A 22,731-nucleotide genomic window follows, 5' to 3' on the forward strand; every position below is an offset into this window, starting at 1 on the left:
AATGCTCTCTACCCGGATCACAGGCTCTTGATAGCTATGGACCTGGAAGATCAACTCAACCACACGCTCCAGCAGCGCTTGATCTTCCTCCAGCTCGAAACTCACCTCGACGACACCAGGGCGCTTGCGAACCTCGTTCTCGGCTCCTGCGGCGGCGCCCTCAAGCGGGCGATAGCGCTCTATCCCGGCGGCCGACTGGTAAGCGTTGCTGTCATATTTTCCCATGGTGAGCGGTACCGCTTGCACCATATGCTCCATGATGCGGTCCACATCCTCCGCAGGCATTTGCACGGTCACGAGGAGCAATCGCTCCATGCGGACTGACGAAGTCTCGAAACCCCGCATTGCCATGCCAACCTCCGGTCTTGAGGGCATCCTAGTGCCGCTCTGCCGACAACGTCATGTCAGCAAGACATTCGCAATCTGGGGCAGCTACGAAAATAATACCTCTGTCTGCCGGCCGGAACCCTCACGCAACATTCCGCGCCGCCAGAAACCCCGGCAGATCGGCGATCGAATCCAGCACCACGTCGGCTATCGGCGCCAAGGTCTCGCGCGTTCCGGTGCCGGAAAGCACCGCGATCGCAAGCCCCACCCCACCGGCGCGGGCCATCTCCATATCATGACGGTTGTCGCCCACCATGGCGATCTGCGACGGTTTCAGGCCGGTCAAATCGGAGAAGGCGTAGATAGCATCCGGCGCGGGCTTGGGATTGGCGACCGCATCGTAGCCATAAGCGGCGTCGAACATCTGCGCCACGCCGAGCGCCAGCAGCGTCTTTTCCGCGCCGCCGGTGGAATCGTTCGTGGCGACGCCAAGCCGGAAGCCCAGGCGGTGCAGGCGGGCGATCGCGTCCTGGCTGCCGGGCAGCGGCACGGACTGCCTGGCGCCCTCCTCCGCGGTGAAGCGGTCGAAGCCGATGGTCATCTTCCGCCGGTCTTCGGCAGCGGCTTCCGGATACCACAGCGCCACGATGTCGGCATTGGTGCCGGCGGCGAACACGGAATCGGCCTTGAAGCACTTTTTGCCGAAATCATAGCCGGCCGCCTCCATCAGCGCGTCGGCCCTAGCGCGGTCGCCGCCCGCCGCCTGCAGCGCCAAAAGGTCGCCGATCGCGAACCAGGTTGCCTGGAAATCGACGAGTGTCCCGTCCTTATCGAACAGGATGCCTTTGATGCTGCTCAAGATCACCTACTCCGCCCCGCGCAGATGGTGGATATGACGCACGAGCCCGGCTGTCGAGGCATCGCTCCTCGCGGCATCCTGTGTGCCCTCCACGACAGGCAGCAGTCCGGTGGCCAGTTCCTTGCCGAGCTCGACCCCCCATTGGTCGAAGGCGTTGATGCCGAAAAGCTGCGCCTCGACGAAGACGCGGTGCTCGTAGAGCGCGATCAGCCGGCCGAGCGTATGCGGGTCGAGTTTTCTGTAGAGGATCGTCACCGACGGCCGGTTGCCTGGGAACACCCGATGCGGCGCGATCTTTTCGATTTCGGCAGGCGTCACGCCCTTGGCGCGCATCTGCGCCTCGGCTTCCTCCAGCGTGCGGCCCTTCATCAGCGCCTCCGATTGCGCGAGGCAGTTCGCCAGCAGCAGATCGTGGTGATGTCGAAGCTTCGGCTCGTGGCCCTCGGCTGCGGCCAGAAATTCGACGGGAATGATGTCCGTGCCCTGGTGCAGCAGCTGGAAAAACGCATGCTGGCCGTTGGTGCCGGGCTCGCCCCAGACCACCGGTCCGGTCGGCGTCGTGACAGCGCCGCCGTCGATCGTCACCCGCTTGCCGTTCGATTCCATGTCGAGCTGTTGCAGATAGGCCGGCAGCCGCGACAGGCGCTGGTCGTAGGGGATGACCGCGCGGGTCGGGTAATTGCAGACGACCCGGTGCCAATACCCGACCAGGCCCATGACCACGGGAATGTTCTTCAACAGCGGCGCAGTCGCAAAATGCCGGTCCATCTCATGCGCGCCGGCCAGGAACTCGCGGAAATGCTTCGCTCCGACTGCGATCATCACCGGCAGGCCGATCGCCGACCACAACGAATAGCGGCCGCCGACCCAGTCCCAGAAGCCGAAGACGCGGTCGGGCGCGATGCCGAAATTTGCAACCTTGTCGAGCGCTGTGGAGACGGCGGCGAAGTGCTTGGCCACGGCTGCTGTCCCCAGCGCCTGCTCGATCCATTTCCGCGCGGTCGCCGCGTTGGTCATGGTCTCGATGGTGGTGAAGGTCTTGGAAGCGACGATGAACAGCGTCGTTTCGGGGTCGAGCCCCTTCAGCGTGTCGTGGATGTGGGCGCCGTCGACATTGGAGACGTAATGCACGCGCGGTCCGTCATGATAGGGCGCGAGCGCGAGCGTCGCCATGGCCGGCCCGAGATCGGAGCCGCCAATGCCTATGTTGACGATGTCGGTGATCCTGCGGCCGGTCGCGCCCGACGCGGCGCCGGAACGCACCGCGTCCGAAAACTTCTCCATGGCGTCGAGAACGGCACGCACGCCGCCCATGATTTCCGCACCGTCGAGCACGATCTTCGCATCAGGCCCGGCGCGCAGCGCCGTGTGCAGGACAGCCCGGTCCTCGGTGATGTTGATCCTGTCGCCGGAAAACATCGCCTGCCGCCGCTCGGCGAGACCCGCCGCTTCGGCGAGATTTTCGAGCAGGGCCATGGTTGCGGGCGTGACTGCGCATTTCGACCAGTCGAGCAGCAGGTCGCCTTCGGTCAGCGAAAACGTTTCGAAACGCTGCGGGTCGGAGGCAAAAGCCTCGCGCATGCTCTTGGGTGCAGCCGCGCGATCATCGCGAAGCGCTGCCAATTCCGCCTTCAGAAAATCTCTCAATGCCCTGCTCCAGAAAGTCGATACCGGGCGGCACCCTACCAGACCTTGAGGCTGTTTGAGAACGTTCGGCACGGCCGCGACGAAAAACTAAAATCGGCAGCAATGGTCGGCCAGACAGCCTGCACCACTCGCCCATGCATCACTGGCATAAATCCTAACAATCAGAAATTTTGATTGGCGCAACTGGTTGGACCAACAGTAGCATCCGCTGGTCCAGATTCCGATGAATCCGTCCGACGAGGAGACGCCCATGCCGCAGAGAAACGACACCGCGATCTGGTCTGGGCTTTTCCGCATCTCCGCTGAGTCGGGCCAGACCCTGCAGGCGCAGATCCGTCAGGCGATCGTCGCCGCCATTCTCGACCGGCAGATTGCCGCTTCGATGCCGTTGCCGTCCTGTCGCATCCTCGCCGAAAAACTCGGCGTCGCGCGCGGCACGGTGGTGCTGGCGTTCCAGCAGCTGGTCGACCAGGGTTTTCTGGTGGCGCGCGAGCGGCGCGGCCATTTCGTCAATCCGGAAGTGCTGGCCACTCCGGCCAAGCCGCACCAGAAGATGCCGGATAACGCGAACGAGATCGACTGGAAGGCGCGCCGCAAGATCGCGGCCAGCGACATGCCGCGCCCGGCCAAGCTGGATAACTGGATCAAGTCGTCCTACCCGTTCGTCTACGGCCAGTTCGACCCGGCGCTGTTTCCGACCGCCGAATGGCGCGAGTGCAACCGCATGGCGCTGGCGGTGCTGGAAATCCGCAACTGGGCGGCCGACATGGTCGACCGCGACGATCCGCTGCTGATCGAGCAGATCCAGGCCCGGCTGCTGCCGCGCCGTGGCATCTTCGCCAATCCGGACGAGATCATCATCACGCTCGGCGCGCAGAACGCGCTTTACATGCTCGCCAACCTGTTGATGAGCAAGGGTTCCAAGGTGGCGATGGAAGATCCGGGCTATCCGGACGCGCGCAGCATCTTCAGGCTCGCCGGCGCCGATATCGCCCCGACGCCGGTGGATACGTCGGGCATCGTCACCTCGGCGATCCCCTCCGATGCTGGCTTCGTCTTCGTGACGCCGAGCCACCATTGCCCGACCATGGTGCCGCTTTCGGCCGAGCGGCGGCAGGACCTGCTCGCTCGCGCCAGCCGGCATAACCAGATCATCATCGAGGACGGTTATGACAGCCAGTTGCTCGACGAGGCGCCCCAGCAGGCGCTGAAGAGCCTCGATCGCTCGGGCCGGGTCATCTATGTCGGCTCGATGTCCAAGACCTTGGCGCCGGGCCTCAGGCTCGGCTACATCGTCGCCTCGGCCGGCCTAATCTCCGAATTGCGGGCGCTGCGCCGCTTCATGCTTCGTCATCCGCCGGCCAACAATCAGCGTGCCGTCGCGCTGTTCCTGTCGCTCGGCCATCACGAAGCCCTGGTGCGGCGCCTTTCGGCAGCCTTCGACGAACGCCGCAAGCGTCTGGTCCATGCGATTTCCGCTTTCCTGCCGGAGTGGCGCTCGACGGATTCGGCCGGCGGCGCCTCGCTCTGGCTGGAAGGGCCGCGCGGCACGGATTCGCGCGGCCTTGCCGAAGCGGCCGCATCGCGCAGCGTGATCATCGAGCCGGGCGACCGCTTCTTCGACCAGGTCGACAAGCCGTCGCGCTTCATGCGGCTCGGCATCTCGTCGATCTCGCTGCAGCACATCGAGCCGGGCATTCGCGAGCTTGCCACAGCCGCCGGAAGGCGTCCCGCCGCAGCCTGAACGTCATCGCGGTACGTCCTTCGAGGCTCGCTTCGCTCGCACCTCGGGATGAGGCCCGTTGGCGTTGGAACTCCCAATGTGAGAAGCAGGCGCTATCCTCGTAGTTGAGCGTCTGCACCCACCTCCCCCATCCTGAGGTGCGAGCCCGCACGACGTCTGGTTTCTTTCCCATTTGGGCGGGCGGGCGAGCCTCGAAGGACGCACAACGCTGGTACATCCGGCGGAATGGCGTGGCCCATACACGCCGGCAAAGACCGCTGCATAGTCTCGCGAAAGTGGGGAACCGAAGCGGCCAAATCGGCGGGACTTAACCAGCCGTGCCTGCTTCGAAAATGTGGAGCATCGGCATGTCGAGCGCCGTGGAAAAGCAGGATATCAGCCAAGAAACGGGCGGCCAGGACAGCCGTTCTCGGCGTTCCGGCGGCCGGGAGGCGCGTCGTGCCATGCGCGCGGCTCCGCTGGCCGACGACGTGCGGCCGATCCGGCCAGGGCTGGAGGGCGGCAGGTACAAGCCTTTGGGCCAGAATGATCTCGAGCGAATCCACGAGGCTGTGCTGACGCTGCTTGAAACCGTCGGTTTCGCCAACGCAATCCCAAGCTGCATCGAAGCCTGCACCCGGGTCGGCGTTGTCCTCGGCGAAGACGGCCGCCTGCGCTTTCCGCGCGAACTCGTAATGTCGACGATCCGAAATGCGGCGCGCAACTTCACGCTGTGCGGGCAGGATCCAAAACACGACATGGTGATCCAGGGCAAGCGCGTGCATTACGGCACGGCGGGCGCGGCGGTGCATCTCGTCGATGTCGAGAAGCGCGAATACCGCGAATCGCTGCTGCAAGACATTTACGACGCCGCGCGCATCGTCGACGGCCTCGACAATATCCATTTCTTCCAGCGGCCGATGGTGCCGCGCGACGTTCCCGACCCGCTCGATATGGACTTCAACACGCTTTACGCCTGCGTGATGGGCACGTCGAAACATGTCGGCACGTCCTTCACGGTGCGGGAGAACGTCGCCCCTGCCCTCGAAATGCTCTACACGATTGCCGGCGGCGAGGAGAATTTCCGCGCCAGGCCGTTCGTGTCGAACTCCAACTGCTTCGTCGTGCCGCCGATGAAATTCGCCGAGGACGCTTGCGGCGTTCTCGAAGCATGCGTTGAAGGCGGCATCCCGATCCTGCTGCTTTCGGCCGGCCAAGCAGGCGCCACCGCGCCGGCGGCGATCGCCGGCGTCGTCGTGCAAGCGGTGGCCGAAGTGCTGGCGGGACTGGTCTATGTCAACGCGCTGAAGCCCGGCCATCCGGCGATTTTCGGAACCTGGCCGTTCGTGTCGGATCTGCGCACTGGCGCGATGTCAGGCGGTTCGGCCGAGCAGGCGCTCTTGACCGCCGCCTGCGCGCAGATGGCGCAGTTCTACGACCTGCCCGGCGGCTCGGCTGCGGGCATGTCGGACTCGAAGATGCCCGACATCCAGTCGGGCTACGAGAAGGGCATCACCAATGTCATGGCCGGGTTGTCCGGCGTGAACCTCGTCTATGAATCGGCCGGCATGCATGCCTCGCTGCTCGGCTTCTGCCTGGAGAGCCTGATCATCGACAACGACATGCTGGGTCACTGCCAGCGTTGCGTGCGCGGTATCGAGGTGACGGACACCGCACTTTCGATCGATACGATCGCCGAAGTTTGCCTCAACGGCCCGGGCCATTACCTTGGCAACGAGCAGACGCTGCGGCTGATGCAGACCGAATATTTCTATCCCGCCATCGGCGACCGGCTTTCGCCGAAGGAATGGAACGAGAGGGGCAAGCCGGACATTCTCGGCAGAGCCATTGCCGAGAAGAAGCGCATTCTCGCCGAGCGTTTTCCGCGCCATGTGCCGAAGGCGACCGACGATCGCCTGCGTGCCAAGTTCGGTGAATTGATCAAACTGCCACGAAGCGGCATGGGCTGCTGAACCCCGCGATCCTTAGCTCGCAGCATCGACGTCGACTGCTTGTGATCCACCGGCCTTGCGCCTGACGACTTCCTCATAGGCGGCCTGCAATTTCGCGCGGATCGGGGTTGCGCCGACATATTCGGCGGCGGGCGACTGCCCGAGATGCTCCTGGCGCAGTTCGGACATGAACTGCTCCCACATCGCCGGCCCGCCCTCCTCCATCAGCTTCGCGCGGATGCTCAGTTCCTCGCTGACGGGCAGCCATCTGCTGCCCCACGCGCCGAGATGCGCCATGATCGGCACCAGCGAGATCGACATCTCGGTCAGGCTGTAGATCGCCTTTTGCTTGTGAGTCGGATCGTCGGCCTTGGTCAGCATGCCTTGCTCGACGAGCATCTTCAGGCGGTCGGCCAGAATGTTGGACGAGATCGCCTCCTCCGACCGCAGCATCTCGCGAAAATGCCTTTTGCCGCCGAAAATCATGTCGCGAAGGATGAGCAGGGACCATTTGTCGCCAAACACTTCGACCGAGAGATTGATCGGGCAGCCCGACCGGCGAGCGACGTCCATTCGCATTCCCCAAAAAACCGGTTGCATAATCGCACCGATCTCCATATAGTGCAACCGCTTGCAAAATGCAATTGGTTTGGGTGGTACCTTTTGGAGGTGAGGAAATGATGAATGCAGAAATCACAACCGGACGCCGGAAGTCCGAGACCAAGAAGAAGCCGACATCAACCGAACGAGTGATCCGGGCCGGCGGCGTGGAAATCGCGACCGAAGCCTTCGGCAATCCGGCAAATCCGCCTATACTCTTGATGATGGGCATGATGGCTTCGATGCTCTGGTGGCCCGCGGAATTCTGCCAGCGCCTTGCCGAACAGAAGCGCTATGTAATCCGCTATGACAACCGCGACACCGGCCTGTCGACCGCTTACGAACCAGGTGAACCAACCTACACTCTCGACGACATGACCGATGACGTCTTTCGCGTTCTCGACGGCTACGGAATCCGGACGGCAAATGTCGTCGGCATGTCCCTCGGCGGTGTGATCGCCCAATACGCTGCCCTGAAACATCCGCGGCGCGTCGCCTCACTGACCGCAATCAGCACATGGCCTGTCGGAAGCGACACCTCGCATCCGCCGGAGTCGACCGAAACCGATGTCGATCCCTCGGCGGGCGGCGAGAAGGTCGATTGGTCGGATAGAGCGCAGGTGATCGACTTCATGGTCAAGGACGCCCGCATGCTGGCCGGTACGACGCATTGCCATGACGAGCGAGACGCACGCCAGTTGATCGAGCGCGACTACGACCGCGCGAAGAACTTCGCCAGCGCGACCAACCACTTCATGCTGAAAGGCGGCGACCAATGGAAGGGCCGCCTGCGCGAGATTAGGGCGCCGCTGCTCGTCATTCATGGCACGGCGGACCCGGCCGTTCCGGTCGAGCATGGCGCCGCGCTTGCCGATGCCTTCGCCGATGCGAAATTCGTCCGACTGGAAGGCGGGGGCCACGAACTGCACCGGGAAGACTGGGATGAGATCATCGCCGCCATCGTCGAGCACACGAATCCCAGAAGTTAAGCCCCAACTCAACATTGACTCGGCTCGAACTCGGCTATACTGAAGCAATCGCTTCACTATCTGCTTCGGCATTGAAACAAGCCCAGCAAAAAAGAGACCACCCATGTCGTTGAAGCTCTACTACCACCCCCTCGCCTCCTTCTGCTGGAAGGCGCTGATCGCGCTTTATGAGACCGGCACGCCGTTCGAGCCGCACCTGGTCGATCTCGGCGATCCGGACGCCCGCGCGGAATTCCTGAAGCTTTGGCCGATCGGCAAGTTTCCCGTGCTGCGCGACGAGGCGAAGGGCCTCACGATTCCGGAATCGACGATCATCATCGAGTATCTGGCGCGGCATCATCCCGGCGAGGCGACGCTCCTGCCTACGGAGATGTTCCCCGAACAGAACGCCGCCGGCTGAAAAATCAACCATGCTCCACCAATCCGACCAGCTCGACCTGATGTTCCAGGCGCTCGCCGATCCCGGCCGGCGGCTGATGGTGGAGCGGCTGTCCAAAGGGCCGGCATCGGTGAGCCAGCTTGCCGAGCCGCTGGACATGTCGCTGTCGGCCGTCGTCCAGCACCTGCAGGTTCTGGAGGCGAGCGGGCTGGTTCGCACCGAAAAGGTGGGGCGAGTGCGCACCTGCACGATCGAGCCGAAGACGCTCGGCCAGGCCGAGAAATGGATCGCAGACCGGCGGACGCAATGGGAGCGCCGCCTCGACCGGCTCGGCGAATATCTCGCCGGGCAATCCGACAAACCAACCAGATGAAGGAGAAAATCATGACCGAACGTTCCGTAACGCACGCCACCTTCGCTATCGAACGCACCTATGACGCCTCGCCGGAAAAGGTGTTCGCCGCCTTCGCCGACCCGACCGCGAAGCGCCGCTGGTTCGTGGAAGGCGAAGGCTGGCACATCGACAAATTCGAGATGGACTTCCGCCCCGGCGGTATCGAAACCAGCGTCTTCCGTTTCGGTGACGGACCGACCGGGCGCAACGACACCGTCTATCAGGACATTGTGGAGAACCGCCGCATCATCGCCGCCTACACCATGATAATAGGCGGCAACCGGATCTCGGCCTCGCTCGCCACGACCGAGTTCGAGCCGGCCGGCGCCGGCACGCGGCTGATCTACACCGAACAGGGCGCGTTCCTGGATGGTCACGACAATCCGGCGCAGCGCGAATCCGGTTGCCGCGAGCTTCTGGAGGCGCTTGCGAAGCAACTGCAGCGCAGCGCAGCGGCCTGAAGGGAGGACGGAACCATGCGGAAACTTGAAGGCATGAAACTCCACCAGGGCGATGGCCCGAACTCCTACCGGGTGCGCATTTTCCTCGCCGAAAAAGGCATCGAGGTTCCGATGGTCCGGGTCGATTTCGACAAGATGGAGCATCGCGCCCCGGAATTCCTCGAACTGAACTCGCTCGGCCAGATCCCGGTGCTCGAACTCGATGACGGCACGGTGATCACCGAAAGCGTCGCCATCTGCCGCTATTTCGAGGCGCTCTATCCAACCTCGCCGCTGTTCGGCGCGAATGCCGTCGAACAGGGCAAGGTGGAGATGTGGAACCGGCGCGTGGAGTTCGAGATATTCGGCACGATCGGCAATGTGGCGCTGCATACGCAGGAGTTCTTCAAACACAGGCTGACGCAGTTTCCTGCTTTTGCCGAGACCCAGCGCGAGTTGCTGCCGCGCAAATGGGAATGGCTCGATGCTGAAATGGCTGACGGCCGCCCGTTCATCGCCGGGGACAGTTTTTCCGCCGCCGACATCACCGGCATGACCGTCTCGTGGCTGGGGGAGGTGTTCGGCATGCCGGTCCCCGAGGGCCTGCCGAACGTCGGACCTTGGCACGAGCGCGTTCGCGCGCGGCCGAGCTGGAACGCGTAGCCGATACTGGAACGGCTGCGCCTTCGTCGCCAGCGCAACTGAACCGGACTTCGCCGTGCAAGGTGCGAGGAGGAGGCATTCATGACGAAAGTAGTGCTGTCGTTTTCGATGTCGCTGGACGGCTTCGTCGCCGGTCCGGATGTCGGCACAGACGAGCCGATGGGACGCGGCGGCGAACGGCTGCACGATTGGCTGTTCAAGTCGTCGAGCGAGATCGACGCGGAAAAGGCACAGGAAATCTCGCAAAGAGTCGGCGCGACCATTGTTGGCCGCCGTACTTTCGATGTCGGGATCGGGCCGTGGGAGGACACGCCCTACCCCGTCCCGAGCTTCGTGCTCACGCATGAGAAGCGCGAGCCGCTTGCCATGAAGAGCGGCGTCTTCACCTTCGTTACCGACGGCATCGAGAGCGCGCTCAGCCGGGCGCGGGCGGCAGCGGGCGACGAGGACATTGTGGTGATGGGCGCGGACACCGCCCGGCAATATGTGGCTGCCGGGCTCGCCGACGAAATCGTCATCCAGATGGTGCCTGTCCTGATGGGCAAAGGCACAAAGCTGTTCGACCAACTCGAAGATCGGCAGATCGAGTTGACGCAGGTCAGCGCGGTCCAATCGCCGTCCGTCACGCATCTCATATATCGGCTCACGAAGGATTCCGAGCGATGAGGAAAATCTTCCGTGCGATAGCGACCGAAGCGCGCATCCGTCCGCTTGCTGTCCTTCCGGACAGCTAGCGTGCGGGCACGCTTTCATCATTGCCATGCTGTTTGCCGCAGGGGACAGTTTACTTTTTTCCGCCCGCGCGAACTTATCAACTGCCGCCGCCTTTCCGCGGAAACAAAGTAAACTGTCCCCGGCATGCGCTTCTCCTTTGCCACGCCCGCTTTCGCGTCTGGCTGTTGAGTAGAAGGGAAGACGGGCGGGCAGGAAAGCGCCGCACGAATTCGTATATAAGAACAGGCACTCCCATGCCCGCCCGTCCGGTGTCTGTCGCCCAGTCGGCCGATCACACGCCCCGCTCCATGTTCTTTCCATGGACAATGACGCGCGGATGATCCGCCTCCCTCACGAAGCATTGGCGCTTCGCTCCGGAATGCCGGCCCGTCGGACGCCCTCGGAGCCATGGGTTCCGATCCCATGGCGGGAGGTCACCGCCGTCCTGCCTGATACCCGGTGCGCACCAGGTCCCGCCAGAACGGTGGAGAGATTATGCGCGAGGGGCAGGATGTGTGAACAAATTTGGTGCGAAAATCTTCCCGCCGGCTGTTATCCCATTGGCCCGCAACAGTTCTTTTTGTGAACGAGCGGGAATGGAGGTGGATTCTATCCACGTTTGAGGGCGCAGCGCCCCCTCCACCGCCTTCGGCGGTCCCCCTCCCCCGTAAACGGGGGAGGATCAGCAGCGGCAACGCCGGTTCCTTCCCTGCGAAGCGGGGGAGGGGACCGCCGGCTCAGTGATTATCCCTGGGAACGCCGCTGGTCTGGGCTACGCGCTGGTATTTTACGGCGGGTTTCAGCACCATGCCCTCCGAGAACTGGTCGACCATGCCGCGCTGGATCTCCTGCCATGGCGTCTGGTGGCCGGGGAAAGCATAGCCGCCATTGCCGGCAAGCGCCTTGCGGCGGGCGGCCAGTTCCTCGTCGTTTATGAGAATATCGGCCGAGCCTTTGTTCAGATCGATGCGGACGCGGTCGCCCGATTTAAGAAGTGCTAGCCCGCCGCCGACCGCCGCCTCCGGCGAGGCGTTGAGGATGGAAGGGGTGCCCGAGGTGCCGGACTGGCGGCCGTCGCCTATGCAGGGCAGCGAGTGGATGCCGCGTTTGATGAGATAGGCGGGCGGCTGCATGTTGACCACCTCGGCGCCGCCGGGATAGCCAACCGGCCCCGCGCCGCGCATGAACAGCACGCAATACTCGTCAATGTTCTCGGCCGGGTCGTCGATGCGGGCGTGGTAATCCTCCGGTCCGTCGAACACGACGGCCCTGCCCTCGAAGGCCTCCGGATCTTTAGGATTGGACAGATAGCGGTCGCGGAACTCCTTCGAGATGACGCTGGTCTTCATGATCGCGGAATCGAAGAGATTGCCCTTCAGATTGATGAAGCCGGCGTCGCGCATCATCGGATCGGCGGCCGGCCGGATGACCTCGTGGTTCAGGTTTTCGACGTCCCGGCAATTGTCGCCGATCGAGGCGCCGTTGACGGTGAGCGCGGCGGGATGCGGCAGCAGGCCGGCCTTCATCAACTCCATCACCACAGCCGGCACGCCGCCGGCATGATGATAGTCCTCGCCGAGATATTCGCCGGCCGGCTGGAGATTGACGAGCAGCGGAATGCGGTGGCCGACCGCCTGCCAGTCGTCATTGTCGAGCTTGACGCCGAGATGGCGAGCGATGGCGTTGAGATGGATCGGTGCGTTGGTGGAGCCGCCGATCGCCGAATTGACGACGATGGCGTTTTCGAATGCCTGGCGCGTCATGATGTCGGAGGGCTTCAGGTCCTCGTGCACCATGGCGACGATGCGTTTTCCCGTCTCGTAGGAGATCTGGCCGCGCTCGCGATAGGGCGCGGGAATGGCGGCGGAGCCGGGAAGCTGCATACCGAGCGCCTCGGCCAGCGAGTTCATCGTCGTGGCGGTGCCCATGGTGTTGCAGTAGCCGACCGAGGGGGCCGAGGAGGCGACGATGTCCATGAATTCGTCATAGCCGATCTCGCCGGCCGAGAGGCGCTGGCGCGATTCCCAGACGATGGTGCCGGAGCCGGTGCGCTTGCCCTTGTGCCAGCCATTGAGCATAGGCCCGACCGACAAAGCGATGGCCGGAATATTGACGGTGGCCGCCGCCATCAGCATGGCCGGCGTTGTCTTATCGCATCCGATGGTGAGCACGACGCCGTCGAGCGGGTAGCCGTAGAGCACCTCGACCAGGCTGAGATAGGCGAGGTTGCGGTCGAGCGAAGCGGTCGGGCGCTTACCGGTCTCCTGGATCGGGTGGCAGGGAAACTCGAACGGGATGCCGCCGGCCGAAACGATGCCCTCACGCACCCGCCTGGCGAGTTCGAGATGATGGCGGTTGCAGGGCGACAGGTCGGAACCGGTCTGGGCGATGCCGATCAGCGGCTTGCCCGACTGGAGCTCGGCCCGCGTCAGCCCGTAATTCAGATAGCGCTCGAGATAGAGCGCGGTCATGCCGGGATTATCGGGATTGTCGAACCACTCCTGCGAGCGGAATTTCTTCTTCGTTGTCGGGCCAGCCATGACATTCTCCGGAAATCAGTTTCCGCAACCGATATGACAACGCTTTCAGAGCAGCAAGTGCCATCGGCAGGGCCAGCGCGTATTTGTCGTTTTTGTCTGACAAATAGCCGCACGGCAAGACGACCCTCATCACGGCGGCCATGGACAGAAGGCGGGCGCTGCGCTACGCCTCTCGGCAGCTAGCTCAGGAGGGTTTCATGTCTTTGGTGATCGAAGGCGAGGAGAGGATTTCGGCGCCCATCCACAAGGTCTGGGAAGCGCTGAACGATGCGGAAGTGCTGAGAGCCAGCATTCCCGGATGCCAGAGCCTGGAAAAGAAATCCGACAGCGAACTGGCAGCGACCGTGGTGCTGAAGATCGGCCCGATCAAGGCGACGTTTGCCGGCGAGGTGACGCTTGCCAACCTCAACCCGCCGCATTCCTACACGATTTCCGGCGAAGGCAAGGGCGGCGTCGCCGGCTTCGCCAAGGGCGGCGCCGACGTGAAGCTCGCCGAGGACGGCCCGGGCAAGACGGTGCTGACCTATGAGGCCAAGGCCGATGTCGGCGGCAAGATCGCGCAGCTCGGCAGCCGGCTGATTCAGTCGACCTCGAAGAAGCTGGCGGGGCAGTTTTTCGCGACGTTCAACGAAAAGGTGAGCGGGGGCTGAAGGAGTTCAAGTTGAATGCCTGCGGTTAGCCGCCCTGCGGATGGTGCGGACCTTCATTTGACGCCGGCGCTGCCCCTCATCCCCCTGCCGGGACCTTCTCCCCGTGAACGGGGAGAAGGGAGAAGCGGCGACGTTGCGGCCAGCCCCTTCTCCCCGTCACTATACGGGGAGAAGGTCCCGGCAGGGGGATGAGGGGCAGCGCAGAGGGGAAATAGCTACTCGAACACGATGTTCGGCACGGAAGCCTCGGCGGCGGCGCGCTCCTCGGTCACCCGTTCCCATACCTTGCTGGCGATGCCGCGGTATATCTTGGCTTCGGGTCCCTCGGAATTGGACACCACGACCGGCGATCCGGAATCCGACGTTTCGCGGATTTCCATCTGCAGCGGCACCTCGCCGAGGAAGGTGACGCCGAGGCGCTCGGCCTCCTTGCGCGCGCCGCCATGACCGAAGATGTCGTAGCGCTTGCCGGTATCGGGCGCGACGAAGTAGCTCATATTCTCGACGATGCCGAGGAGCGGCACGTCGACCTTCTTGAACATGTTCAGGCCCTTGCGGGCGTCGATCAGGGCAAGATCCTGCGGCGTCGAGACGATGACGGCGCCGGCCAGCGGCACCTGCTGCGCCATCGTCAGCTGGGCGTCGCCGGTTCCGGGCGGCATGTCGACCACCAGAATATCGAGTTCGCCCCATTCGACCTCACGCAGCATCTGCGTCAGCGCCGACATGACCATCGGCCCGCGCCAGATCATCGGGGTTTCCTCGTCAACGAGGAAACCCATCGACATGACTTTCAGCCCGTATTTTTCCATCGGCTTCAGAACCTTGCCGTCGACGGTCTGCGGGCGGCCATGGATATCTAGAAGCCGCGGCATGGACGGGCCGTAAATGTCGGCGTCGAGCACGCCGACCTTGAGGCCATTGGCCAGAAGCCCGAGCGCGATGTTGATGGCCGTGGTCGACTTACCGACGCCGCCCTTGCCGGAAGCGACCGCGATGATCGCGCCGACGCCCGGCACGCCGCGCTTGCCTTGGGTGCGAGAGGGCGGCGCGTGCGGAGCAGGCCTTGGTGCGGCGGCAGCAGAGTGGCGCGGGGCGGGTGCGGCCGGCCTTGGCGGGGCGGGCCGCGGCGGCACCGGCGCCTCCATGCCGCCGCCCTTCTTTTCGGCGGTCAGCGCCACCATGGCGCCGGCGACGCCAGGCATTGCCTTGACCACGCGCTCGGCGGCGGCGCGCAGCGGCTCCATTTCCCTGGCGCGCTCGGCCGGCACGGTGATCGAGAAGAACACCTTGGAATCGGCGATGAAGATGTCCGAGACCAGGCCGAGGTCGACGATGTTGCCGGTGAAATCCGGCCCGTTGACGGTCCTGAGGCGCTCGATGACGGCTTCCTTGGTGACGGGCATTCGCGGCTCTTTCTGTTCTCGTTTGGGGTTCAGATAATGCAGTTCGGGGTCAGAACCAAGCGCCATGGCCGCATCGTCCCGGCGGGAACATTTCGCGGGCGGCGTCCGTTGGGCCCGTGACAGGCGCAACAGTCGGGATTCGTCAGGAAAAATTGTCGCGCGGTGTCGGAACGGGCGACCGCCGAACGTCCTTGGCATAGCGACGATGCTCACAGGAGGCGACCATGCTTGGAAACAGGAATGCGACGGCCAATATCGCGGTGAAGGATCTGGCGAAGGCCGGCGACTTCTACCAAAACACGCTCGGACTGAAGCCGGTCGGCCGGGAAGGCGAGGAGGTGATCGTGTTCGCCAGCGGCGACACGCTGATCAATGTCTACCGCTCCGAATTCGCCGGCACCAACAAGGCGACGGCCGTGACCTGGACGGTCGGCGACGACATCGGCAAGATCGTCAAGGCACTGGAGGACAAGGGCGTGCCGTTCGAACACTATGAATGGCCGGGCGTCACCATGGACGGCCACATCCACGTCATGGGCGACATGAAGGTCGCCTGGTTCAAGGATCCCGAGGGCAACATCCTGAACCTGATCAACCAATAGGCGGGCAGGTCAGGAGGCGAGCGCTCGACGCGCGGCCTCCGGCTCCTTGTCGATGATGCGAAGAAGCGCCGTCATTGCTGCGTCGGGCTTTCTGCGACCCTGCTCATAGGATTCCATGGTCCGTGCGGAAATCTGAAAGTCCGCTTCGAACGCCTTCGTGCTCCGCGCCACCTTGCGACGAATGTTCCGAATCTTCTCCGGGGTCAGAACGTCGGCAGGAACTTCGTAGCTTTCCACTTCGATCTCGCCACGAAGGTGCGCCGCCATCTCCTCGAACGCTTCCACGAGATCGGCTCCGATCCGGCTCATCTTCTGTCTCCTTTCAGGCTTTCTATCGTCGCCAAATCGCCTTCCGCTGATCAGGCGACAGATCATCGCGCTCATTCTTCGGATTTGCCGTCATCATATAGATCGCTTCTTCCACCGCGACATAGTAGATAACGCGGCCGCCGCCGCTCTTGCCCTCTTCCCGGAAGCGCAAACCGCGCCTTCCGTACGCCGCGCAGACCTTTGATAATCGGATGGGCTTCAGGCGCAGCGATCAGTTCGGCCTCAACCTGTCGCATTGCTTCATCATCGAGGCTCATATGCGCCATCGCGCGCAGATAGGGCTTGAGCCGGACAACTTTCATTGTCACGAATTTACTACATCGAAAAATACGTCAATGTCGTAGCTAACGCGCTGCTGTTGAAATTTGGTGCCGGCTTGCGCGTTATACCGTTTTCCTGGACGCTGCCAGGAACCGCTAAACGGCGAAAGTTCCATGATCGACAAACTCGAATTCTTCATCGCGCTCGCCAAGGAGCAGCATTTCGGCCGGGCTGCGGAGGAACTCGGCATCACGCAGCCGACGCTGTCGGCTGCGATCAAGCAGCTCGAGGACACGCTCGGCGTCATGCTGGTCAAGCGCGGCTCGCGTTTTCAGGGGCTGACGCCGGAAGGCGTCCAGGTGCTTGTCTGGGCGCGGCGCATTGTCGGCGACGCGCGCACCATGCGCGAGGAAATGCGCGCCGCCCGCCACGGGCTTTCGGGCCGCATCCGCATCGCCGCCGTCCCGACGGCGCTCGCCATGGTGCAGCGTCTGACCACGCCGTTTCGCGAAAAACATCCGGGCGTCACGTTCCAGATCCTGTCGCGCACCTCTATCGAGGTGCTGTCGCTGCTCGGAAATTTCGAGATCGACGCCGGCATCACCTATCTCGACAACGAGCCGCTCGGGCGTGTCACCTCGGTGCCGCTCTATTCGGAGCGCTACCAGCTCATCACGGCGGGCGGCACCGCTCTGTCGGAGCGAAGCCAGGTGACCTGGGCGGAGATCAGCCGGCTGCCGCTCTGCCTTCTGACGCCGGACATGCAGAACCGGCGCATCATCGACCAGCATTTGGCCGAGGCCGGCACGGAGGTGCGCCCGACGCTCGAATCCAACTCGATGATCGTGCTGTTCTCGCACATAAGAACCGGCAAATGGTCGTCGATCATGCCGCTTAACCTCGCCGAGACGTTCGGCTTTTCCGAGCCGATCCGCGCCATCCCGATCGTCGAACCGGATGCCAGCCACCTGGTGGGTCTCGTCGCGGCGCCGCGCGAGCCGCACACGCCGCTGGTGGCGGCGCTTCTGGACGAAGCCATGACGCTGGCTGACGATTTGAAGAAGCGGCTCTAGGCTAAATCCTCTGCAGACGGAAAGCTTGATAGATTTTTTCTATCGACCAACGAAACAGCGCTATTGATTTCGCGCGTTTGCTTTGGTTTCGTAAAGACTTAGCGCCTAGGAGGCGCATAGCCAGGGAGGGCGCTGCGTGACGATGCAGCTCGCAGGTACCGACATTCTCGCCCGGACGCGTTCGGTCATAGACGAGCATCGGGCGCTCGAGGGGCCGCTGTTGCCCATCCTCCATGGCCTCCAGGAAGAATTCGGCTACGTTCCGGCCGAGACGCTGCCCATTATTGCGGAAGCATTGAATATATCCCGCGCGGAGGTGCACGGCGTTGTCACCTTCTATCACGATTACCGCAACCATCCGGCTGGGCGGCACGTGCTGAAGCTCTGCCGCGCCGAGGCCTGCCAGTCGATGGGCGGCAACGCCATCGCAGCGCAGATCAGCCAAGCGCTCGGCATCGGCTTCCACGAAACTGCGAAGGACGGCTCGGTGACGCTGGAGCCCATCTACTGTCTCGGCCTTTGCGCCTGTGCGCCATCGGCGATGCTCGACGGCGAACCGATCGGGCGGCTAGACGCCGACAAGATAGACGAGATCGTCCAGGAGGTGCGCTCGTGACGGTCACTATCTACATCCCGCGCGATTCCGGCGCGCTGGCGCTCGGCGCCGAAAAGGTCGCCAAGGCGATCGAGCAGGAGGTCGAGATCCGCGCGCTCGACGCGAAAATCGTCCGCAACGGCTCGCGCGGCCTCTACTGGCTGGAGCCGATGGTCGAGGTCGAGACGCCGGCCGGGCGCGTCGCCTACGGCCCGGTTTCGGCCAAGGACGTGGCTTCAATGTTCGACGCCGGGCTGGTTACGGGCGGGCAGCATCCGCTGTCGCTTGGCGATCCGGAACAAATCCCTTTCCTGGCCAAGCAGACCCGCCTGACCTTCGCGCGCTGCGGCATCACCGATCCGTTGTCGATCCACGACTACCGGGCGCATGGCGGCCTGAACGGCCTCGAAAACGCTGTCAAGATGGCGCCGGCCGACATCGTTGCCCAGGTCACTGAATCCGGCCTGCGCGGGCGCGGCGGCGCGGGCTTCCCGACCGGCATCAAATGGAAGACGGTGCTCGATACGGCCGGCGACCGCAAATATATCGTCTGCAACGCCGACGAGGGCGATTCAGGCACTTTTTCCGACCGCATGATCATGGAAGGCGATCCCTTCGTGCTGATCGAAGGCATGGCGATCGCCGGCATCGCGACTGGCGCGACCAAGGGCTTCGTCTATCTCCGCTCCGAATATCCGCATGCGGCAACAGCGATGAACGCGGCGGTGGAAATCGCCCGGAAGGCCGGGATCCTCGGCGTCAATGTGCTCGGCTCGCCCCATGCCTTCGACATGGAAATCCGCGTCGGCGCCGGCGCCTATGTCTGCGGCGAGGAAACGTCGCTGCTGGAATCGCTGGAAGGCAAGCGCGGCCTGGTCCGCGCCAAACCACCGCTGCCGGCGCATAAGGGCCTGTTCGGCAAGCCGACCGTCATCAACAATGTGATTTCGCTGGCGTCCGTGCCGATCATCATGGATCGCGGCGCGCAGTTCTACAAAGACTTCGGCATGGGCCGCTCGCGCGGCACAATCCCGATCCAGATCGCCGGCAACGCCAGGTATGGCGGGCTGTTCGAGGCGGCGTTCGGCCTGACGCTCGGCGAGATCGTCGACGAAATCGGCGGCGGCACGAGGAGCGGCCGGCCCGTCAAGGCGGTGCAGGTCGGCGGGCCGCTGGGCGCCTATTTTCCCCGCGCCCTGTTCGACACGCCTTTCGACTACGAGGCGTTCGCGGCCAAGGACGGGCTGATCGGCCATGCCGGCATCGTCGTTTTCGACGATACCGCCGACATGCTGAAGCAGGCGCGCTTCGCCATGGAATTCTGCGCCATCGAAAGCTGCGGCAAGTGCACTCCATGCCGCCTCGGCTCGACGCGAGGCGTCGAGACGCTCGACAAACTCGCAAGGAATATCGAGCCGCAAAAGCAGATCGAACTCGTCACCGACCTCTGCAACACGATGAAATTTGGATCGCTTTGCGCGCTCGGGGGTTTTACCCCGTATCCGGTGATGAGCGCGCTGAACCATTTTCCGGAAGACTTTCGCCCCACGCCCATCGCCGAAGCCGCGGAATAGGAGCGGACCATGAACGCCATGCCCGAGTTCAAAACGCTGATTGAAGAAATCGATTACGGCACGCCGGCTTCCCCGTCCGAGAAGCTGGTCACGCTGAACATCGACGGCCGCGATGTGACGGTTCCCGAGGGAACCTCGATCATGCGCGCCGCGATGGACGCGGGGGTCGAGATCCCGAAGCTCTGCGCGACCGACATGCTGGACTCGTTCGGCTCCTGCCGCGTCTGCCTGGTCGAGATCGAGGGCCGCGGCGGCCTGCCGGCTTCCTGCACCACGCCGGTGGCGGACGGAATCGTGGTGAAGACCCAGACCGAGCGTCTGGACAAGGTCCGCCGCGGCGTCATGGAGCTTTATGTTTCCGACCACCCGAAAGCCTGGAATCCGGATGCCGGCCTCGCCGGCACCGAGTTCGACAAGGTGGCAGCGATGGTGGGCGTCACCGAGAACCGCTATGGCACGGATGGCCGTAACCATGTCGAGCCGGGCGTCGCGCCCGGCAATGGATCGCTCAACATCGATTACATCGCGCGGGACGAATCCAATCCCTATTTCACCTATGACGCCTCGCAATGCATCGTCTGCTCGCGCTGCGTGCGAGCTTGCGAGGAGGTGCAGGGCACCTTCGCGCTGACGGTCAGCGGCAGGGGTTTCGAGTCCCGCATTTCGGCGGGCATGTCGGAAAACTTCATCGATTCGGAATGCGTTTCCTGCGGCGCCTGCGTGCAGGCCTGCCCGACCGATGCGCTGCGCGAAAAGTCGGTGCTGGAGATGGGCCGCCCCGAGCATTCGGTGGTGACGACCTGCGCCTATTGCGGCGTCGGCTGCTCTTTCAAGGCCGAAATGAAGGGCGAAGAGCTCGTCCGCATGGTGCCCTACAGGGAAGGCAAGGCCAATCGCGGCCATTCCTGCGTCAAGGGCCGCTTCGCCTACGGCTATTCGACCCACAAGGACCGCATTCTGAATCCGATGATCCGGGAAAAGATCACCGATCCATGGCGGGAAGTGTCGTGGGAAGAAGCGTTCGCCTATACCGCCAACGAATTCCGGCGCCTGCAGTATCAATATGGCCGCACGGCAGTCGGCGGCATCACCTCTTCGCGCTGCACGAACGAAGAAACCTATCTCGTCCAGAAGCTGATCCGGCAGGGATTCCTCAACAACAACGTCGATACCTGCGCCCGCGTCTGCCACTCACCGACCGGCTACGGCCTCGGCCAGACCTACGGCACCTCAGCCGGCACGCAGGATTTCGACTCGGTCGAAGAGACCGATGTCGTCATGATTATCGGCGCTAACCCGACCGACGGCCACCCGGTGTTCGCCTCGCGGCTGAAGAAGCGGCTGCGCAAGGGCGCCAAGCTGATCGTTCTCGACCCACGCCGCACCGATATCGTGCGCTCGGCCCATGTGGAGGCGCAGCATCATCTGCCGCTGAAGCCCGGCACCAATGTCGCGGTGATCACGTCGCTGGCGCATGTCATCGTGACCGAGGGCCTGTTCGATGAGAAATTCATCCGCGAGCGCTGCGACTGGGCCGAGTTCCAGGATTGGGCGTCGTTCGTGGCGCTGCCCGAAAACAGCCCGGAAGTGGTCGGCCAGCTTGCAGGTGTCGACCCGGAGGAAATCCGCGGGGCGGCACGGCTTTATGCAACGGGCGGAAATGGTGCGATCTATTACGGCCTGGGTGTCACCGAGCACAGCCAGGGCTCGACCACGGTCATGGCCATCGCCAACCTTGCGATGGCGACCGGCAATATCGGCCGCAAAGGCGTCGGCGTGAACCCGCTACGCGGCCAGAATAACGTTCAAGGCGCCTGCGACATGGGCTCTTTCCCGCACGAGCTGCCGGGCTACCGCCACATTTCCGGCGACGCGACACGTGAGATTTATGAAACGCTGTGGGGCGTAAAGCTCGACAACGAGCCGGGCCTGCGTATCCCCAACATGCTGGACGCGGCCGTCGAAGGCACGTTCAAGGGCATCTACATCCAGGGCGAGGACATTTTGCAGTCCGACCCGGACACCAAGCATGTCGCGGCGGGCCTGGCGGCGATGGAATGCGTCGTGGTCCACGATCTCTTCCTCAACGAGACGGCGAACTATGCGCATGTCTTCCTGCCTGGTTCGACCTTCCTCGAGAAGGACGGCACCTTCACCAACGCCGAGCGCCGCATCAACCGCGTGCGCAAGGTGATGGCCCCGAAGAACGGCCTTGGCGACTGGGAAGTGACACAGAAACTCGCGCAGGCAATGGGGCTGGCGTGGAACTACAGCCATCCTTCCGAGATAATGGACGAGATCGCGGCAACTACGCCGAGCTTCGCCAAGGTGTCCTACGACTATCTCGACGAAGTCGGCTCCGTGCAGTGGCCGTGCAACGAGAAGGCGCCGCTCGGAACGCCGGTCATGCATATCGACGGCTTCGTGCGCGGCAAGGGCAAATTCATCCGCACGGAATATGTGGCGACAGACGAGAAGAGCGGACCGCGCTTCCCACTGCTGCTCACCACCGGGCGCATCCTTTCGCACTACAATGTCGGGGCGCAGACGCGGCGCACCGACAATGTGGTCTGGCACCCGGAGGACCGGCTGGAAATCCACCCGCACGACGCCGAAAACCGCGGCATACGCAACGAGGACTGGGTGCGCGTGCAGAGCCGCGCCGGCGAGACGACACTGCGCGCGCTGATCACCGACCGGGTGTCGCCGGGCGTGGTCTATACGACCTTCCACCACCCGACGACACAAGCCAACGTCATCACCACCGACTTTTCGGACTGGGCGACCAACTGCCCGGAATACAAGGTGACGGCGGTGCAGGTAGCCCCATCCAACGGACCGTCGGACTGGCAGATCGAATATGACGAGCAGGCGCGCCAGAGCCGCCGCATCCGGCCTGCGCTGGAAGCCGCGGAGTAGGGAAGTGTTTGTAATGCCCCCTCCACCACGCTTCGCGTGGTCCCCCTCCCCCGTAAACGGGGGAGGATCAGCGGCGACGCTGGTTCCTCCCCTG

At 63.5% G+C, this 22,731-nt stretch carries 21 protein-coding genes and 1 pseudogene; 14 read left to right on the forward strand and 8 right to left on the reverse strand.

Annotated features, from left to right (window positions below; genetic code table 11):
• The 3 genes from G6N73_RS15305 to pgi form a co-directional block, all read right to left on the reverse strand.
• Positions 1-351 (reverse strand): YqfO family protein (locus tag G6N73_RS15305; RefSeq protein ID WP_165029006.1); only part of this gene is annotated, 351 nt, incomplete at its 3' end.
• 118 nt (positions 352-469) lie between these two features.
• On the reverse strand, positions 470-1,186 hold the full coding sequence (locus G6N73_RS15310) for an HAD family hydrolase (RefSeq protein WP_165029008.1): 717 nt from the start codon (positions 1,184-1,186) through the stop codon (positions 470-472).
• A 6-nt stretch (positions 1,187-1,192) separates the two neighbouring features.
• Positions 1,193-2,833: a glucose-6-phosphate isomerase gene (gene pgi, locus G6N73_RS15315; protein ID WP_165029010.1), complete on the reverse strand. Its 1,641-nt coding sequence runs from the start codon at positions 2,831-2,833 to the stop codon at positions 1,193-1,195.
• 250 nt (positions 2,834-3,083) lie between these two features.
• Between pgi and pdxR the strand changes: the two genes are divergently transcribed.
• Positions 3,084-4,577: a MocR-like pyridoxine biosynthesis transcription factor PdxR gene (gene pdxR / locus G6N73_RS15320; RefSeq protein WP_165029012.1), complete on the forward strand. Its 1,494-nt coding sequence runs from the start codon at positions 3,084-3,086 to the stop codon at positions 4,575-4,577.
• A 347-nt stretch (positions 4,578-4,924) separates the two neighbouring features.
• The gene (locus G6N73_RS15325; RefSeq protein WP_165029014.1) at positions 4,925-6,529 is read left to right on the forward strand and encodes a trimethylamine methyltransferase family protein; all 1,605 of its coding nucleotides are present in this window, start codon (positions 4,925-4,927) and stop codon (positions 6,527-6,529) included.
• Between the two features lie 12 nt (positions 6,530-6,541).
• Here the strand turns inward: G6N73_RS15325 and G6N73_RS15330 are convergent, their stop codons facing one another.
• A complete protein-coding gene (locus G6N73_RS15330; protein WP_165029016.1) occupies positions 6,542-7,081 on the reverse strand; it encodes a winged helix-turn-helix transcriptional regulator in 540 nt (179 codons plus the stop codon).
• A 107-nt stretch (positions 7,082-7,188) separates the two neighbouring features.
• Here G6N73_RS15330 and G6N73_RS15335 point away from each other — a divergent pair, with 107 nt between their 5' ends.
• The 6 genes and pseudogenes from G6N73_RS15335 (at position 7,189) to G6N73_RS15360 (ending at position 10,639) form a co-directional block, all read left to right on the forward strand.
• Positions 7,189-8,097 (forward strand): alpha/beta fold hydrolase, encoded by a 909-nt coding sequence (locus G6N73_RS15335; protein ID WP_165029148.1) that lies wholly within the window; start codon positions 7,189-7,191, stop codon positions 8,095-8,097.
• Between the two features lie 103 nt (positions 8,098-8,200).
• Positions 8,201-8,467, forward strand: a pseudogene (locus tag G6N73_RS15340) (glutathione S-transferase family protein); the annotation flags it as partial.
• A gap of 40 nt (positions 8,468-8,507) precedes the next feature.
• A complete protein-coding gene (locus G6N73_RS15345) occupies positions 8,508-8,849 on the forward strand; it encodes an ArsR/SmtB family transcription factor (protein WP_165029020.1) in 342 nt (113 codons plus the stop codon).
• An 11-nt stretch (positions 8,850-8,860) separates the two neighbouring features.
• Positions 8,861-9,331: an SRPBCC family protein gene (locus G6N73_RS15350; RefSeq protein ID WP_165029022.1), complete on the forward strand. Its 471-nt coding sequence runs from the start codon at positions 8,861-8,863 to the stop codon at positions 9,329-9,331.
• A 15-nt stretch (positions 9,332-9,346) separates the two neighbouring features.
• On the forward strand, positions 9,347-9,973 hold the full coding sequence (locus G6N73_RS15355) for a glutathione S-transferase family protein (protein WP_246252082.1): 627 nt from the start codon (positions 9,347-9,349) through the stop codon (positions 9,971-9,973).
• Between the two features lie 81 nt (positions 9,974-10,054).
• Entirely contained in the window at positions 10,055-10,639 is a 585-nt protein-coding gene (locus G6N73_RS15360; RefSeq protein WP_165029024.1) for a dihydrofolate reductase family protein, read from the forward strand.
• A gap of 785 nt (positions 10,640-11,424) precedes the next feature.
• On the opposite strand, the gene G6N73_RS15365 is transcribed toward G6N73_RS15360, so the two are convergent.
• On the reverse strand, positions 11,425-13,227 hold the full coding sequence (locus tag G6N73_RS15365) for an IlvD/Edd family dehydratase (RefSeq protein ID WP_165029026.1): 1,803 nt from the start codon (positions 13,225-13,227) through the stop codon (positions 11,425-11,427).
• 197 nt (positions 13,228-13,424) lie between these two features.
• On the opposite strand from G6N73_RS15365, the gene G6N73_RS15370 reads away from it, so the two are divergent.
• A complete protein-coding gene (locus G6N73_RS15370; RefSeq protein WP_165029028.1) occupies positions 13,425-13,877 on the forward strand; it encodes an SRPBCC family protein in 453 nt (150 codons plus the stop codon).
• Positions 13,878-14,092: 215 nt separating this feature from the next.
• On the opposite strand, the gene G6N73_RS15375 is transcribed toward G6N73_RS15370, so the two are convergent.
• Positions 14,093-15,283, reverse strand: coding sequence for an Mrp/NBP35 family ATP-binding protein (locus tag G6N73_RS15375; protein ID WP_165029152.1), 1,191 nt, complete (start codon positions 15,281-15,283; stop codon positions 14,093-14,095).
• A 224-nt stretch (positions 15,284-15,507) separates the two neighbouring features.
• On the opposite strand from G6N73_RS15375, the gene G6N73_RS15380 reads away from it, so the two are divergent.
• A complete protein-coding gene (locus tag G6N73_RS15380; protein WP_165029030.1) occupies positions 15,508-15,885 on the forward strand; it encodes a VOC family protein in 378 nt (125 codons plus the stop codon).
• A gap of 9 nt (positions 15,886-15,894) precedes the next feature.
• On the opposite strand, the gene G6N73_RS15385 is transcribed toward G6N73_RS15380, so the two are convergent.
• Together G6N73_RS15385 and G6N73_RS15390 are read right to left on the reverse strand one after the other, a co-directional pair.
• Positions 15,895-16,194 carry a helix-turn-helix domain-containing protein gene (locus G6N73_RS15385; protein WP_165029032.1) on the reverse strand — a complete coding sequence of 100 codons (300 nt, stop codon included), beginning with the start codon at positions 16,192-16,194 and terminating at the stop codon, positions 15,895-15,897.
• Positions 16,195-16,265: 71 nt separating this feature from the next.
• The gene (locus G6N73_RS15390) at positions 16,266-16,517 is read right to left on the reverse strand and encodes a hypothetical protein (RefSeq protein ID WP_165029034.1); all 252 of its coding nucleotides are present in this window, start codon (positions 16,515-16,517) and stop codon (positions 16,266-16,268) included.
• A gap of 132 nt (positions 16,518-16,649) precedes the next feature.
• Here G6N73_RS15390 and G6N73_RS15395 point away from each other — a divergent pair, with 132 nt between their 5' ends.
• The 4 genes from G6N73_RS15395 (at position 16,650) to fdhF (ending at position 22,637) form a co-directional block, all read left to right on the forward strand.
• Complete coding sequence (locus tag G6N73_RS15395; RefSeq protein ID WP_165029036.1) at positions 16,650-17,549, forward strand: LysR family transcriptional regulator; 900 nt, start codon at positions 16,650-16,652, stop codon at positions 17,547-17,549.
• Positions 17,550-17,685: 136 nt separating this feature from the next.
• A complete protein-coding gene (locus G6N73_RS15400; RefSeq protein WP_165029038.1) occupies positions 17,686-18,165 on the forward strand; it encodes a formate dehydrogenase subunit gamma in 480 nt (159 codons plus the stop codon).
• Positions 18,162-19,718 carry an NADH-ubiquinone oxidoreductase-F iron-sulfur binding region domain-containing protein gene (locus G6N73_RS15405; RefSeq protein ID WP_165029040.1) on the forward strand — a complete coding sequence of 519 codons (1,557 nt, stop codon included), beginning with the start codon at positions 18,162-18,164 and terminating at the stop codon, positions 19,716-19,718. The genes G6N73_RS15400 and G6N73_RS15405 overlap by 4 nt, the downstream gene beginning before the upstream one ends.
• A gap of 18 nt (positions 19,719-19,736) precedes the next feature.
• Complete coding sequence (gene fdhF, locus G6N73_RS15410; RefSeq protein WP_425484092.1) at positions 19,737-22,637, forward strand: formate dehydrogenase subunit alpha; 2,901 nt, start codon at positions 19,737-19,739, stop codon at positions 22,635-22,637.
• Positions 22,638-22,731 lie beyond the last annotated feature (94 nt).

The sequence above is a fragment of the Allomesorhizobium camelthorni genome (genome assembly GCF_011045125.1).
Taxonomy (GTDB): Bacteria; Pseudomonadota; Alphaproteobacteria; order Rhizobiales; family Rhizobiaceae; genus Allomesorhizobium; species Allomesorhizobium camelthorni.